Genomic DNA, 14557 nt, shown 5'->3' with positions numbered 1-14557 from the left:
CCCTGCGACTTTCGCGGTTGCGCACTAGATCCGCGCGGGGTTATCTCAAGTCTTGGAGCGTTTCATGGAATACGTCAAATTCGGAAAGACCGGTCTCGAAGTCTCGAAAATCTGCCTCGGCTGCATGACCTTCGGTGAGCCCGGCCGCGGCAATCATGCCTGGAGCCTGCGGGAAGAGGAAAGCCGGACGATGATCAAGCAGGCGATCGACCTCGGCATCAACTTTCTCGACACCGCCAACACCTATTCCAACGGCTCCTCGGAGGAGATCGTCGGCCGTGCCATCAAAGACTTCGCCAAGCGCGAGGACATCGTGTTGGCGACCAAGGTGTTCAACCGCATGCGGCCGGGACCGAACGGCGCCGGTCTGTCGCGCAAAGCGATCTTCAACGAGATCGACAACAGCCTGCGCCGCCTCGGCACCGACTATGTCGACCTCTACCAGATCCATCGTTTCGACTATACGACGCCCATCGAGGAAACGCTGGAAGCGCTGCATGACATCGTCAAATCGGGCAAGGCGCGCTATATCGGCGCCTCGTCGATGTATGCTTGGCAATTCGCCAAGGCGCTCTACGTTTCCCGGCTGAACGGCTGGACCGAGTTCGTCAGCATGCAGAACCACCTGAACCTGCTTTACCGCGAGGAAGAGCGCGAGATGCTGCCCCTCTGCGAAGACCAGAAGATCGCCGTTATTCCCTGGAGCCCGCTTGCCCGCGGCCGCCTGACCCGCGACTGGGACGAGACGACGGCGCGCAGCGAAACCGACGAATTCGGCAAGACGCTCTACACGCAATCCATCGATGCCGATCGCAAAATCGTTGATGCCGTCGCCAAAATCGCCAGAGCCCGCGGCATCCCGCGCGCCCAGATAGCCACGGCCTGGATCCTGCAGAAGAGTGTGGTGACCGCCCCGATCATCGGCGCTTCCAAGCCGAACCACTTGGCGGATGCCGTCGCTTCGCTATCGGTCAAACTCACCGCCGAGGAAATCGCGGAACTCGAAGCGCCCTACATCCCGCACGCCATCGCCGGCTTCAAATAGCCGTTGGCATCTCGATCGGCAGACTGGCATGGAGAGGGTCGGACCCTCGGCTTCCGGGCTCAGATTATGTCCGGTTGGCGGGATCGAGCTGCCGGCGCATCGTCACCAGAAACTGCTCGGCAAGCGCCCTATCCTCGACGGCGCGGGCAAGAATGACGGCCCCCATCATCGATGAGAGCGTCGTCGCTGCATTGGCGCGACGCTCCTCCTCGGTCTCGCCGGCAACGATATCGGCAAGTGTGTCGACCAATACGGACAGACCGTCGCTGAAGACCGCGCGCATCGCGCCGCGGCTGCGGCTCACCTCCTGAATCAAGGTCGCGAAAACACAGCTGCCGCCCGGATCGTCAACCGTGCGCCAATGAATATAATGGTCGAGAAGTGCCTGCAGCGGCCGATCGGGTGACTCGGCAATATGTTCTTTCCAGCGCGTCTCGACCTTGTCGATCAGCTTGCGGCTGACCTCAAGCGCCAGCTCGTCCTTCGAACTGAAGTGGCCGTAGAAGCCGCCATGCGTCAGCCCGGCCGCTTTCATGATATCGGCAACGCCGACGCCGTCGAAACCGTTCTCGCGAAAGAGCACGCCGGCAACATCGAGAATCCTCTCGCGGTTCTCGACAAATTTTTCGCGGCTGACCCGCATCTTCATCTCCAGAAATTGACGCTTGACAAAATATATGATGTCTATCATCAATAAGCAACAAATATGATGACCATCATGTAAAGCGGCTCTGTATCTTCCCACCTGAATTCGAATGGAATCCCCTCATGGTTTCAGCAGTTCTTGCCTCCTCCCTTGCGCGGCGCAACATTCATTACGGTTGGGTCGTCGTTGCCGCGACTTTCCTGACCATGCTGGTGACGGCAGGCGCCATGGGCGCCCCCGGCGTCCTCATCAAGCCACTCCAGGACGAGTTCGGCTGGGAAACGTCGCAGATTTCCTCCGCACTGGCGATTCGCTTGCTCCTTTTCGGTTTCATGGGTCCGTTCGCCGCTGCCTTCATGAATTATTTCGGCGTGCGAAAGGTCATCGTCTTTGCAATGGCGCTGATCGGCTCAGGCTTCATCGGTTCGCTGTTCATGACCAAGCTTTGGCATCTGCTGGCGCTGTGGGGCATCGTCGTCGGCTTTGGCACCGGCCTGACAGCCATGGTGCTGGCGGCAACGGTTTCGACGCGCTGGTTCGTCAAGCACCGCGGCCTTGTCGTCGGCATGCTCTCGGCAAGTTCGGCAACCGGCCAGCTCGTCTTCCTGCCGCTGATGGCAGAACTCACCGAACGTTACGGCTGGCGTGCCACCGTATTCTTCGTCTGCGCCATGATCATGCTTGCCGCCCTTCTCGTCCTTCTCTTCATGCGTGACCGCCCTTCGGACGTGAACCTGCCGTCCCTGGGAGAAGCCCATGTCGCGCCGGCGCCGGCCCGCACGACGCTCGGCGCTGCGCTGATGACGCCGATCACCACCCTCCGCGAAATCTCGACGACCTCGACTTTCTGGATCCTGTTTGCCACCTTCTTCATCTGCGGCCTCAGCACCAACGGGCTGATCCAGACGCATTTCGTCACGCTCTGCGGCGATTTCGGCATTGTACCGGTGGCAGCCGCCAGCGTCCTTGCCGTCATGGGCATCTTCGATTTCTTCGGCACCATAGGCTCCGGCTGGCTGTCCGACCGATTCGACAATCGTTGGCTGCTGTTCTGGTATTACGGCCTGCGCGGTCTCTCGCTGCTCTACCTGCCCTTCAGCGATTTCAGCTTCTACGGTCTCTCGATCTTTGCCATTTTCTACGGTCTCGACTGGATCGCCACCGTGCCGCCGACCGTCAAGATTGCCGCCGACCGCTTCGGCCGCGAAAAGGCCGGCCTCGTCTTCGGCTGGGTCTTTGCCGGCCACCAGCTGGGCGCCGCCACCGCCGCCTATGGCGCCGGCCTGTCGCGCACGGAGCTGTCGAGCTACCTGCCCGCCTTCTTCGTCGCCGGCGCCTTCTGCCTGCTGGCTTCGCTCCTGGCAATCACGCTGAAGAAGTCCGGCCTGACCAACCCGGCACCTGCCGCCGTCCATTGATATGAAACAGGATCCGGCCTCGAAACCAGGCCGGATCCTCCAACGCTTCATTGCGATAACTTCGCCGGCCCGTCTTGCGCACGCGGGTTCTCGCATGTTAGACAGCCGCCCGTCCGTATCCGTTGCCCCATTGGCGGAATTGGTAGACGCGCTCGACTCAAAATCGAGTTTCGAAAGAAGTGCTGGTTCGACCCCGGCATGGGGCACCAGCCTCCGCTCTATGAGCTTCGACTCGGCGAGCCGAAGAGAGCAGCTAAGCGAAGGCGGACTGGTTCGATGATGCTCCGCTTAGCGGCGCCATTATCCCGAATACAATCGTGTCACGCCTCCGCATCGCGGAAGCACGGAACGAATTCACATCTGCCCGAAACTACTTGTTCTTCAGCAGCCACATCTTGCCGGCCATCGTGATGCCGTAGACATCTTTTGATGCGTCATCGTCGAGGTGACGCCGCTCGAGGAAGCCCGGCTCTTTCAACTCGCCCAGCGTCTTAGCCGTGACCGATTTCACCTTCTGCGGCCGCTCTTTCCAGCGGTCGGTCTTTGCGTAGGTCACCGTCGCGTTCTGATGCGTCCATTTATTCGCCGGCTGAGGATAGAGATCTCCGGCCTTGGCGAGTTTGAGTGCAACGATCTGGGATGGGGTAAGCTCAATCATACTGAAAAATTCCTGTGCGGGGTTCTGTGCGCCGAAAATGCGCTTCGAACGAAAGGGTGCTGATAACACCGCCCGATCACTTCCACCACCGCATTGCGCGTGCGTGCCACGCGAAAGGCGAAAACCCGACTTGCGGGAGCCGGGCTTCGTCTTTCTCGCGAATTTTCGTCAATAGCAGCGCCTAACCGTCCTGGTCACTTCGCCTTCATCGGTCTGACGGGTGACGCTCCTGGTTTCGCAGCCATCATGTCGATAGCGACGATGCTCGCGTTCGCGAACCCCGAAGGTCACGCCGCGCTCGCTGATGGTGATGCCGGGCCGCACCCGCTCGTAACGATAGTCATCGTCATAGGAACGCTCCCTGACATAGACGCTGTCGGCGAGGACAGGCGCTGCAAACGAGCAGGCGGCAAGGGCCGTCACGGCACAGTTCAGAATGATCTTTCTCATGTCGCTTCTCCTTGTCTAAAGGGCCAACGAAGCAAAAGGGAAGTGGTTCCGACATCAGCGGCAACCCTGTCATTCTCGAATAGGCGTGGAATTTATTGTTCGCGACTAAGCCGAAGCCTCCCAGAGCACGTGCAAAACGGAAATCAACTATTTAATTTTGCTTGCGCTTCGTCCAAGGTGGCGGCCGTTACCATCAGGCGAGGGCAGACGTGCATCAGGAAGTAGGACTCATTGCGACGGTCGCCGTCAGTTTTGTTTTCGCGGCCGTCCTCGGTTATGGCGCCGACCGGCTGCGGCTGCCGCCGCTCGTTGGCTATCTGATGGCCGGTATCCTGATCGGACCGCTCACGCCAGGGTTCGTCGCCGATACCGCCCTTGCCGGCCAACTTGCCGAAATGGGCGTCATCCTGCTGATGTTCGGCGTCGGCCTGCATTTTTCCGCTTCCGACCTGCTTGCCGTACGCGGGATCGCCGTGCCGGGCGCGATCGGCCGAATTATCCTGGCCACGCTGCTGGGCATCGGCCTCTGCATGCTCTGGGGCTGGAGCCTCGGCGCCGGCGTCGTATTCGGGCTCAGCCTCTCGGTAGCGAGCACGGTCGTGCTCCTGAAGGCGCTGGAGGAACGTAATCTCGTCAATGCGCCCAGCGGGCGCGTCGCCGTCGGCTGGCTGATCGTTGAGGATCTGGTGATGGTGCTGGCCCTGGTGCTGCTGCCGGCACTGGCAGAGCTTCTCGGCGGCCACGCCGTCGATACCAATCACGGCCTCGGTGAACTGCCGCTGGTGCTGACGATCGGACTAACCTTGTTCAAGGTGCTGGCCTTCGCCGCCATGGCGATCTTCCTCGGCCCCCGTATCGTGCCCTGGCTGCTGACGATGATCGCCCGCACCGGCTCGCGCGAACTCTTCACGCTGACGGTGCTGGCGATCGCGCTCGGCATCGCTTTCGGTTCGGCGGCGATTTTCGGCGTCTCCTTTGCACTCGGCGCCTTTTTCGCCGGAGTCGTCATGAGCGAATCCCAGCTTAGCCACAGAGCAGCGGCCGATTCGCTGCCCTTGCAGAACGCCTTCTCCGTGCTGTTCTTCGTCTCGGTCGGCATGCTCTTCGACCCCTCGATCCTGGTTCGCCAGCCGCTGGCCGTGATCGGCGCCTTAGCCCTCGTCATTCTCGGCAAGGCTGTCATTACCTTCGCCATCGTCATGCTGCTCAGATATCCGATCGGCATGGGGCTGACCTTGGCCGGCGGCCTTGCCCAGATCGGTGAATTTTCCTTCATCCTCGCCGGCCTCGGCGTCTCGCTCGGGCTTCTGCCGCATGAAGGCCAGGATCTGATCCTTGCAGCAGCGATCCTGTCGATCACCCTCAACCCGATCGTGATCGTCGCAACCGAGGGCCTGAAGAAACATATCCATGCGCAATGGCCCTCCCTCTTCGAAAGTTTCGGCAGAAAGAGGCAGAAGACGCTCGGCAAAGAACTGGAAAAGATCAGGGCGGTCGGCGAGGAACGAGAACGCCAGCATCAGCTGAAGATGCAGCAGCTGATCGAAACCTTTCCGCTGTTCTCACAGGTCGGGGAGGATGCGCAGGAAGAGCTGCTGCTGCTCTTCAAGGCGAAGTCGGCTCCACCCGGCGAACGTGTCATCCGTCGCGGCGACCGCGGCGACAGCATGTATTTCATCTCCTCGGGCGCGGTCGAAGTGCGCCTTGCCAGCGGCGCGATCCGCCTGGAACCGGGCGCCTTCTTCGGCGAAATGGCGTTGTTGAGCGGCGGACGGCGCACGGCAGACGTCATCGCCGTCGACTTCTGCCAATTCGAAGTGCTCGAGCGGCGCGATTTCAACATGTTCATGTCACATCATCCCAACCTGCGCGCCATCGTCAGCGAAATGGCCCAGAAACGCACGGAAATGAACGTTCTGCGTCAGCAATGGGAAAAGTCGATGGATCTGTCCTGAAACGGTGATCGTCTCAACCCGCCGGCCAGTAGCCGTCGGAACGGAAATCGTCCGGGATCGGGTCGAGCCGCGACAAGGTCTCGGCTGCGAAATCGATCTGCAGCGACAGGTATTTCAGGGAGGCCAGCATCGGCACGCCGGTGGCAATTTCCCGGATGCGTGACAAGTGATAACCACTTTCCTTGAGCCGCCGGTTCGCTTCCTGCCGCACATCGTCACGGCTCGGACCCGGCCCCACTTCGGCCCGGTCATTCATTTGCACGGCCCGCCCAAGGCCGCCTTCGATCACTTTGAACATTCTCATGCCACCCTGCACGTCGACCACGTAAACCTTGCCGCAGAATGGCCGATTCGCAATCCCATGAAACCTTGGGAGAGGCGGCGACGCCTCCGCATCACAAAATTTTTAGGCGGCGGTGGCACGAAGGACACGGGCGAGCATTTACAGCGCCGCATACGACCCCTAAAGCTTTTTGCACCGCAATAGGAAAGGAATGGAATGCTTCGCAGACTTTACGACTGGACCATGTCTCTGGCCTCCCGCAAATCGGCCGAAGTCTGGCTCGCCGTCATCGCCTTCGTCGAAAGCTCCGTCTTTCTCGTCCCCGCCGATGTTCTGTTTCTGCCGATGGCGCTTGCGAAGCCGGAACGCTCCTATCGCTATGCGCTGATTGCGACCGTCGCTTCCGTGCTCGGCGGCATTGCCGGCTGGGCGCTCGGCTATTACGCCTATGAGACAGTGGCTCGACCGGTTCTCGCATTCTACGGCAAGCTCGATGCCTTTGAGCAGATGAAGGCCTATGTCACCTACGAGTGGATCCTGCTGCTGCTCGTCACATCAGGTCTCGCACATCTGCCGCCGATCAAGATCGTGACCATCCTGTCCGGCGTCATCCACGTCAATCTCGGTCTTTTCATCGTTTCGGCGATCGTTGCGCGCGGCGCGCGTTTCCTGTTCCTCGCTTGGCTGCTGCGCCGCTACGGCGAGCCGATCCGGCATTTCATCGAAAAGCGCCTCGGCCAGATCGTCGGCATCGGTGCTGGTGCGGTGATCGTGCTATATGTCGGCTACCGCTCTTTCGCTCACTAGGCCCATTTTGCGGAGTTCCGCCATGACTGCCATTTCCTCGCCGCTCGCCCGCCCCGGCTTTACCTATTCCATATTGCTCGCTATCGGCATGGCGGCGGTGGTCGGTGCCGCGCTCGGTTTCCAGTATATCGGCGGCTATATTCCCTGCGCACTCTGCCTGCTGCAGCGCCAGCCCTATTATTATGCCATCCCGATCGCCATTCTCGCTGCCATCTGCGAGCTTGCCGGTCTGCCGAACTGGATTTCCCGCGCAATGCTGCTTGCTGCCGGCATCCTGATGCTGGTGACGGCCGGCATGGGCGTCTATCACGCTGGCGTGGAATGGCATTTCTGGCCGGGGCCGGCGACCTGCTCGACGACCGCAAACAGCATGACGAGCAATGCCGGCGATCTGCTGACCGAGCTCAATACGATCAAAGGCCCATCCTGCACCGATGCGGCGCTCAGGGTGCTTGGCCTCTCTTTTGCAGGCTGGAACGTGATCGCCGGCATTCTGCTCGCAGCTTTCGCCTTCGTCGGCGTCCGCAAATCTGCGTGAGGCGAGCCTATCAGGGCTGCAGTTCGGTATCCCAGTAGAGATAGTCGAGCCAGCTTTCATGCAGATAGTTGGGCGGAAACAGCCGGCCGTTATTGTGCAGATCCTGCACCGTCGGCTGAAAGGGCTTCTGCGCCGGGAACATGCCCGCCTGCTTCGGAAGCTTGCTGCCCTTGCGTAGATTGCAGGGCGAGCAGGCTGCCACGACATTCTCCCAGGTCGTCTCGCCGCCATGGGCACGCGGGATGACGTGGTCGAAAGTCAGGTCGTCATGAGAGCCGCAATACTGGCACTCGAACCGGTCGCGCAGGAAGACGTTGAACCGGGTGAAAGCCGGATTACGCGATGGCTGAACATAAGTCTTCAGGCACACGACACTGGGAAGCCGCATCGAAAAGCTCGGTGAGGAGACCGAGTGTTCATATTCCGCGATGATGTTCACACGGTCGAGGAAGACCGCCTTGATCGCGTCCTGCCAGGACCAGAGCGACAAGGGATAATAACTCAGCGGCCGGTAGTCGGCGTTCAGGACGAGCGCCGGCAGGGCCTGCGGGGAGACTGCAATCGTCAAGGGACTCTCCTGATCGATTCGGCATCTGCACCTGTATATTAGGCCGGTTGTTACAGGATTGTGAAGTCGAATAAATTCAGAGGATAAAGGCAATTTGAAGAGTGTTGCCGATCAGGCGATCGGCAACATGTCGCGCCGCATTTTCGTGGCGTAATAGGCCCAGAAAAGCCGCGCCGCCACGGAGCGCCATGGCGACCAGATCTCCGAAAGCTTGGCAAGCGCCTTTGTTTGCGGCCGCGCCGCAAGTCCAAGCGCAGCGCCGACGGCATTCTGCAGCGCCACATCGCCGGCCGGAAAGACATCGGCGTGGCCGCCGCAGAACATCAGATAGACCTCCGCCGTCCATGGACCGACGCCCTTCAAGGCGGTGAGTTCGCCAAGCGCTTCGTCCGGCGGCTTCAGGCAGAGTCCGGAAAGATCGAGGCGGCCGGAGGCAACGGCTTCAGCAATCCGCGATAGCGTGTCGGCCTTGGCGCGCGACAGGCCGAATTCCCGCCAAGCGTCAGGCGCAAGCAGCACGTAACTTTCGGCGGTCAGGGGCCCATCCGCCGGCAGCATGCGCCGCCAGATCGCCTCGGCACTGGCGCGCGAGACCATTTGCGAGACGATGATATGGGCAAGGCCGGCAAAACCGGGTTCGCGCAGCCGCAGCGGAACGGGCCCTGCATCCGCTGCAATCGGTGCAAGCCGCGGATCGAGGACAAGCAGCGCGTCGAGTCCCAGCCTGACGTCATCGTCGTTGCGGATGATCTGCACGCGTCCTCCCAGTGGTTCGAAACTTGAATCCGTGGCAGAAGAAAGCATGACCACGAGCGAGCGTCAAAAACCTGTCTTTCGTTTTGCGCCGAGTCCCAACGGACCGCTGCATCTCGGCCACGCGTTGTCGGCCTTTTTGAACCGCGACATGGCCGAAGCCGAAAATGGCCGCTTGCTGCTGCGCATCGAGGATATCGATCAGACGCGCTGCACCCCCAAATTCGAGGCCGGCATCCTGAGGGATCTCGACTGGCTTGCTATCGACTGGGAAAGCCCGGTGCGGCGCCAGTCGGAACATTTCCCGGAATATCAAGCGGCGCTCCATGCATTGATCGAGCGCGGCCTGGTCTACCCGGCCTTCTTGACACGCGGCGAGGTGAAGGCGTGTGTCTCCGCCTACGAGGTAACGGGCCAGTCCTGGCCGCGCGACCCCGATGGCACGCCTCATTATCCGCCGATTGATCGCGAGCGGTCCGAGGCCGAATGGCGTGATATTCTTTCCTCCGGGAAAAAACATGCCTGGCGGCTCGATATGCGCAAGGCGCTCGACCTGATCGGCGAACTGCTGTTCTGGACCGAAACCGGCGACGGCAGGACGGGCGAGATCGCCGCCGAACCCGAGGTCTGGGGCGACGTCATCCTGTCTCGCTCGGATGCCCCCTCGAGCTATCATCTTTCGGTGGTCGTCGACGATGCGCTGCAGGGCGTCACTCATGTCGTACGCGGGCTCGACCTCTTCCACGCCACATCGGTGCACCGGCTGCTGCAGGTGCTGCTCGGCTTGCCGCAGCCCCTCTATCACCACCATCGTCTCATTCTCGACACCGATGGCCGCAAGCTTTCGAAAAGTGAAGGTGACAGCGGCCTTGCCGAATTGCGTGCCCAGGGCATGTCAGGGGCCGATATTCGCCGCCTTGTCGGGCTCTGACCGCCGTTTGACACGCTCTCTGCCGACGATCGAAAGTGTGTGCGAGAACATCCGGAAGACGCGGAACTTGATCAGCGCCGCGTTGATCTCTGCGCCGATGATGAAGATGACGCCGACCATGTAGAGGAAGATCAGCACGATCATCACCGAGGCGAGACCGGCATAGGTCGCGGTATAATTGGCGAAGGTCGCGAGATAATAGGCAAAGACCAACGCGCCGGCGAGCCACAGAAGCAGCGTCAGCAGCACGCCCGGAATGACGTCGAACACCCGCCGTTTGCCGGCCGGCAGCCACAGATGCATGACCAGCAGGCCGACGGTGAGCACGACAAGTGTGCCGTAGATGCGCCAGCTGAAGACGACGTCGAGCGTATCGGCAAACAGCGGAAGCCACTTCCGGGCATAGTCGAGAGCCAATGGCACAGCGACCAGCAGAATGCTGATCGCCGCGAAGATGATGACGGCAATCAGCACATAGCCGAGGCTGGCGAGGCGGGTAAAATACCACGGCCGCGTTTCCTGCACCCGATAGGCACGGTTGAGCGAAATGCGCAGCGCTTCGACGCCGTTCGAGGCGAAATAGGCAGCCGCCAGCACCGAGATCGTCAGCAGCCCGCCGCGCTGAATGGTCAGGACCTGCAGCACCTGGTCGGCGAGCGGCTTGGCGATCGCTTCAGGCCAGGTATCGAAGATCAGGTGAATGGCGGTGGAGGAAAACTGATCGGCGCCGAGGAAGCTTGCGAGCGCCGTGCCGAAGATCAGGAACGGGAAAACCGCAAGCAGGCTCGACAGCGCCACGTGGCTTGCCATTGCAAAGCCATCGTCCTCGACCATGTGACAGATCGCGTCATAGACCACGTCGTAGATCGTGCGCAGCACCTTCCGCATTCCGTCCCCGGCTTCCAGATTGTATCCTCTGGCCGAATATGGGAAACGAGTCCCATTTTGTACAGGAATCATTCCATGGCGGAACAGCGCACAATCGTCGTCACCGGCTGTTCCTCCGGCATCGGCGCTTACTGTGCCCGAGCACTGAAAGCCGATGGCTGGCGTGTCTTTGCGACGGTGCGCAAAGCCGATGATCTGCCGGCACTGGAAATCGACGGCATCGAAGCTTTCATGATGGATTATGCCAGGGCCGACACCATCTCCGACCTGGTAGCCGCGGTCCTCGATCGCAGCGGCGGCCGCATCGACGCGCTCTTTAACAACGGTGCCTACGGCCAGCCTGGCGCCGTCGAGGATCTGTCGACGGCGGCGTTGCGCGCGCAGTTCGAAGCGAACTTCTTCGGCTGGCACGAATTGACGCGGCAGCTCATTCCGTCGATGCGCAAACATGGTCGCGGACGGATCGTGCAATGCTCCTCCATTCTCGGCCTGGTTCCCTATCGCTATCGCGGTGCCTATACTGCCTCTAAATTTGCCCTCGAGGGCCTTAGCATCACCCTGCGCATGGAACTCTACGGCAGCGGCATCCATGTGAGCCTGATCGAGCCCGGGCCGATCGCCACGCGTTTCACCGCCAACGCGCTCGCAAAGATCAAGGAAAATATCGATCTCGAGAATTCGCCGCACGCAGCCGATTATGCCAGACAGTTGGCGAGGCTTGACGGCTCCGGGCCGGTCAACCGCCACAAACTTGGTCCGGCCGCGGTCTACTCGGTATTGAAACACGCATTGAACTCGAAAAGACCAAGGCCACATTATCCTGTAACGACTCCGGCTAAACAGGGCATGCTCCTGAAGCGGCTGCTTCCGGCGGACCTCTTCTACAATCTGATGCGCTGGACCGATTGATCGAGAAAGTTGAATACCATGTCCACGGCCACCTATATCCTTGCAATCATCGTCATGGGCCTCGTCGCCCTCGTGCTGATCCGCGGCCTCTTCAACATGATGAAGGGCGGTAATGCCAACCTTTCCAATAAGCTGATGCAGCTTCGTGTTCTGTTGCAGGCAATCGCCGTCGTCCTGATTATGATCACACTCTGGATCACCGGCGGCGGCCGTCCGAGCTGACGGAAAACCGTGGAATGGTTGGTTTGATGACGAATGGGAATGACAGAGGAGACGTGATGCCGGCTGAGGTGTCTCTTCGCGCAGCATCAAGTTTGACGAAAAGGCCAATTCCACTCTCCGTCATCCGAGGCCTTGAGCCGAGGATCCATGCCACGGCTGCTGATGGATGTGTGGATGCTCGGGTCAAGCCCCCGGCCGTTCGGTTGGTACCAATGGCTGCCCCTCGTCCTAACCCTCTCCCCGTTCTGACGGGGAGAGGGCACGTGCCCTGCGAGACGTGGGTGAGGAGCGGAGAGGGTGCGGCATGTTCCCTTCTCCCCGCAAACACCGGGAGAAGGTGGCGGCAGCCGGATGAGGGGCCGGCCTCGCCGATCTCCTGCCGTGCAAAAGCCCTCCCGCCCATGGATGGTGCAACATGGTGAAACTCAACAAGATCTACACCAAAACCGGCGACGACGGCACGACTGGACTGGCCGCTGGCCGGCGCCGGAGGAAGGACGACCTGCGCGTCGCCGCCTACGGCACGATCGACGAGGCCAATTCCGCGATCGGCCTGGCGCGGCTTCACACGACAGACTTGCCCGAGCTCGACGCGATGCTGATGTCGATCCAGAATGATCTCTTCGACCTCGGCGCCGATCTCGCCACTCCCGACACCGGCGAGCCCCCGGTCTACGAGCCGTTGCGGATCGTCGAGACGCAGGTCGAGCGGATCGAATGCGATATCGACCGGCTGAACGCCGATCTGGATCCGCTGAAATCCTTCATCCTGCCGGGCGGCAGCCCGGCTGCCGCCCATCTGCATCTGGCCCGCACGATCGCGCGCCGGGCCGAGCGCCTGATGGTCACGCTTGCGCGCACGGACGGAGAGATCGTCGGCGAAACCGCGATGAAATATATCAATCGGCTCTCTGATTTCCTCTTCGTCGCGGCCCGTCATGCGAATGACCGCGGTCGCGCGGATGTGCTTTGGGTTCCGGGAAAAAACAGATAGGTTTGCCGCGATCACGATCGCCGGGGGGCCTTATGTTCATACCACTTCACGATGCCAATACGCTCAAGCATATCAAGGTCCAGTGGGTGACCCTGGCCTTGATCACCTTGAACGTCGCGGTCTGGCTCTTCACCAGTCTGGAGAGCGAACTGGCAGCCCAGGCGACGACGGTCGGCCTCGGCTTCATCCCGGCGATCGCCTTCGGGCACGCACAATTGGCACAGGGATTGGAAATCGTGCCGGAGCCGCTGACCTATCTCACCTATGCGTTCGTCCATGCGGGTTTCTGGCATCTGGCCTCCAACATGGTCTTCCTCTGGGTTTTCGGCGACAATGTCGAGGATGCGATGGGGCATATGCGTTTCCTGCTTTTCTACCTCCTCTGCGCGGCTGCCGGCGCCCTTTGCCATGGTCTGCTGACGACGACGTCGGAAGCGCCGCTGGTCGGCGCTTCCGGGGCGATCTCCGGCGTCGTTGCCGCCTATGTCATGCTGCATCCGCGCGTCAGGGTCTGGGTGCTGGTGTTCCTGCGTGTGCCCTTGCCCCTGCCGGCCTTCGTGCCGCTGCTTTTGTGGATCGGACAGCAATTCTTCATGCTGGCGAGTGCGCCGGATGGCGATGTTTCCTGGGGCGCCCATGTCGGCGGCATCCTTGTCGGTGCCCTGCTGATCCTCGTCCTGCGCCGTCCAGGCGTGCCACTCTTCGACCGGGAAATCGTAACGCCCCGCGCCGTAAGGGATGACGCCGGCGCCGTTGCGGCCGCCACGGGCGGCCGCAACGAGCAGCGTCTTCCCTGGGGCCGAGGCCGGCGCTGATCAACATGTTGACGTGTACGTAAACGTCCATATATTGCCGCGGCGATTCCCCGCTGGCGTCATGCAAGCGTTGTATTTGGAGGAAAAACGCGTATCCATGTCGCCATTCGACAATCGAAGCGGCGCCTGAGCGCGCATTTTTCAAAAAACTCGTGAAATCAGTTTCTCTTGAAGGAAGGCTCCCATGAAGATTCTCGTGCCCGTCAAGCGGGTTGTCGACTACAACGTGAAGATCCGGGTGAAGCCGGATGGTTCGGGTGTCGAGCTTGCCAATGTGAAGATGTCGATGAACCCGTTCGACGAGATCTCGGTGGAAGAGGCGCTGCGATTGAAGGAGGCCGGCAAGGCGGAAGAAGTGGTGGTGGTGTCGATCGGCCCGGCCAAGGCCGAGGAGACGCTGCGGACGGCGCTCGCCATGGGCGCCGACCGGGCGATCCTGGTCGAGACCGACGAGCAAGTCGAGCCGCTCGCCGTCGCCAAGATCCTCAAGGGTGTGGCCGATGCCGAACAGCCGGGGCTTGTCATCGTCGGCAAGCAGGCGATCGACGACGACAGCAATCAGACCGGCCAGATGCTGGCGGCACTGCTCGGTTCGGCCCAGGCGACCTTCGCCTCGAAGATCGAGATCGGGGATGGCAAGGCGCAGGTCACTCGCGAGGTCGATGGCGGCCTGCAGA

18 protein-coding genes and 1 tRNA gene are annotated in these 14557 nt (G+C 61.0%); 12 read left to right on the top strand and 7 right to left on the bottom strand.

All coding sequences use genetic code 11. The features are described 5' to 3' along the window. Positions 1-64 precede the first annotated feature (64 nt). A complete protein-coding gene (locus tag B5E41_RS28525; protein ID WP_088397020.1) occupies positions 65-1045 on the top strand; it encodes an aldo/keto reductase in 981 nt (326 codons plus the stop codon). Between the two features lie 64 nt (positions 1046-1109). Here B5E41_RS28525 and B5E41_RS28520 read toward each other — a convergent pair whose 3' ends face one another. After that, positions 1110-1688 (bottom strand): TetR/AcrR family transcriptional regulator, encoded by a 579-nt coding sequence (locus tag B5E41_RS28520; protein ID WP_088397039.1) that lies wholly within the window; start codon positions 1686-1688, stop codon positions 1110-1112. A 125-nt stretch (positions 1689-1813) separates the two neighbouring features. Between B5E41_RS28520 and B5E41_RS28515 the strand changes: the two genes are divergently transcribed. Together B5E41_RS28515 and B5E41_RS28510 are read left to right on the top strand one after the other, a co-directional pair. Beyond that, on the top strand, positions 1814-3109 hold the full coding sequence (locus B5E41_RS28515) for an MFS transporter (RefSeq protein ID WP_088397019.1): 1296 nt from the start codon (positions 1814-1816) through the stop codon (positions 3107-3109). Between the two features lie 124 nt (positions 3110-3233). Next, positions 3234-3318 (top strand) — tRNA-Leu (locus tag B5E41_RS28510). Positions 3319-3479: 161 nt separating this feature from the next. Here B5E41_RS28510 and B5E41_RS28505 read toward each other — a convergent pair. Continuing rightward, positions 3480-3767 (bottom strand): hypothetical protein, encoded by a 288-nt coding sequence (locus tag B5E41_RS28505; RefSeq protein WP_064697599.1) that lies wholly within the window; start codon positions 3765-3767, stop codon positions 3480-3482. Between the two features lie 168 nt (positions 3768-3935). Beyond that, positions 3936-4217 (bottom strand): hypothetical protein, encoded by a 282-nt coding sequence (locus tag B5E41_RS28500; RefSeq protein WP_088397018.1) that lies wholly within the window; start codon positions 4215-4217, stop codon positions 3936-3938. 209 nt (positions 4218-4426) lie between these two features. Here B5E41_RS28500 and B5E41_RS28495 point away from each other — a divergent pair, with 209 nt between their 5' ends. Further along, complete coding sequence (locus B5E41_RS28495) at positions 4427-6172, top strand: cation:proton antiporter domain-containing protein (protein WP_088397038.1); 1746 nt, start codon at positions 4427-4429, stop codon at positions 6170-6172. Between the two features lie 13 nt (positions 6173-6185). Here the strand turns inward: B5E41_RS28495 and B5E41_RS28490 are convergent, their stop codons facing one another. Continuing rightward, positions 6186-6476, bottom strand: a complete 291-nt coding sequence (locus B5E41_RS28490; RefSeq protein WP_088397017.1) for a hypothetical protein — start codon at positions 6474-6476, stop codon at positions 6186-6188. A 195-nt stretch (positions 6477-6671) separates the two neighbouring features. On the opposite strand from B5E41_RS28490, the gene B5E41_RS28485 reads away from it, so the two are divergent. Together B5E41_RS28485 and B5E41_RS28480 are read left to right on the top strand one after the other, a co-directional pair. Further along, a complete protein-coding gene (locus B5E41_RS28485; RefSeq protein ID WP_088397016.1) occupies positions 6672-7262 on the top strand; it encodes a YqaA family protein in 591 nt (196 codons plus the stop codon). Between the two features lie 22 nt (positions 7263-7284). Further along, entirely contained in the window at positions 7285-7800 is a 516-nt protein-coding gene (locus tag B5E41_RS28480) for a disulfide bond formation protein B (RefSeq protein WP_088397015.1), read from the top strand. A 10-nt stretch (positions 7801-7810) separates the two neighbouring features. Here B5E41_RS28480 and B5E41_RS28475 read toward each other — a convergent pair whose 3' ends face one another. Together B5E41_RS28475 and B5E41_RS28470 are read right to left on the bottom strand one after the other, a co-directional pair. Next, the gene (locus B5E41_RS28475) at positions 7811-8368 is read right to left on the bottom strand and encodes an HNH endonuclease (protein WP_088397014.1); all 558 of its coding nucleotides are present in this window, start codon (positions 8366-8368) and stop codon (positions 7811-7813) included. Between the two features lie 111 nt (positions 8369-8479). Continuing rightward, on the bottom strand, positions 8480-9172 hold the full coding sequence (locus B5E41_RS28470; protein ID WP_088397013.1) for a DNA-3-methyladenine glycosylase family protein: 693 nt from the start codon (positions 9170-9172) through the stop codon (positions 8480-8482). On the opposite strand from B5E41_RS28470, the gene gluQRS reads away from it, so the two are divergent. Next, a complete protein-coding gene (gluQRS, locus tag B5E41_RS28465; protein WP_088397012.1) occupies positions 9171-10052 on the top strand; it encodes a tRNA glutamyl-Q(34) synthetase GluQRS in 882 nt (293 codons plus the stop codon). The genes B5E41_RS28470 and gluQRS overlap by 2 nt on opposite strands. On the opposite strand, the gene B5E41_RS28460 is transcribed toward gluQRS, so the two are convergent. Next, the gene (locus B5E41_RS28460; RefSeq protein WP_088397011.1) at positions 10017-10940 is read right to left on the bottom strand and encodes a YihY/virulence factor BrkB family protein; all 924 of its coding nucleotides are present in this window, start codon (positions 10938-10940) and stop codon (positions 10017-10019) included. The genes gluQRS and B5E41_RS28460 overlap by 36 nt on opposite strands. A gap of 75 nt (positions 10941-11015) precedes the next feature. Here B5E41_RS28460 and B5E41_RS28455 point away from each other — a divergent pair, with 75 nt between their 5' ends. The 5 genes from B5E41_RS28455 to B5E41_RS28435 form a co-directional block, all read left to right on the top strand. Beyond that, positions 11016-11849: an SDR family oxidoreductase gene (locus B5E41_RS28455; RefSeq protein WP_088397010.1), complete on the top strand. Its 834-nt coding sequence runs from the start codon at positions 11016-11018 to the stop codon at positions 11847-11849. Positions 11850-11867: 18 nt separating this feature from the next. Next, positions 11868-12071, top strand: a complete 204-nt coding sequence (locus B5E41_RS28450) for a twin transmembrane helix small protein (protein WP_088397009.1) — start codon at positions 11868-11870, stop codon at positions 12069-12071. Positions 12072-12486: 415 nt separating this feature from the next. Then, on the top strand, positions 12487-13065 hold the full coding sequence (locus B5E41_RS28445; protein ID WP_088397008.1) for a cob(I)yrinic acid a,c-diamide adenosyltransferase: 579 nt from the start codon (positions 12487-12489) through the stop codon (positions 13063-13065). Between the two features lie 32 nt (positions 13066-13097). Next, on the top strand, positions 13098-13880 hold the full coding sequence (locus tag B5E41_RS28440; RefSeq protein WP_088397007.1) for a rhomboid family intramembrane serine protease: 783 nt from the start codon (positions 13098-13100) through the stop codon (positions 13878-13880). Between the two features lie 184 nt (positions 13881-14064). Beyond that, on the top strand, positions 14065-14557 hold a 493-nt coding region (locus B5E41_RS28435; protein ID WP_088396257.1), incomplete at its 3' end, for an electron transfer flavoprotein subunit beta/FixA family protein.

It is taken from the genome of Rhizobium esperanzae (assembly GCF_002204185.1).
Lineage (GTDB): Bacteria > Pseudomonadota > Alphaproteobacteria > Rhizobiales > Rhizobiaceae > Rhizobium > Rhizobium esperanzae.
The sequence above is the reverse complement of the archived record's forward strand: the minus strand, read 5'-3'. Positions and strand labels throughout refer to the sequence as shown.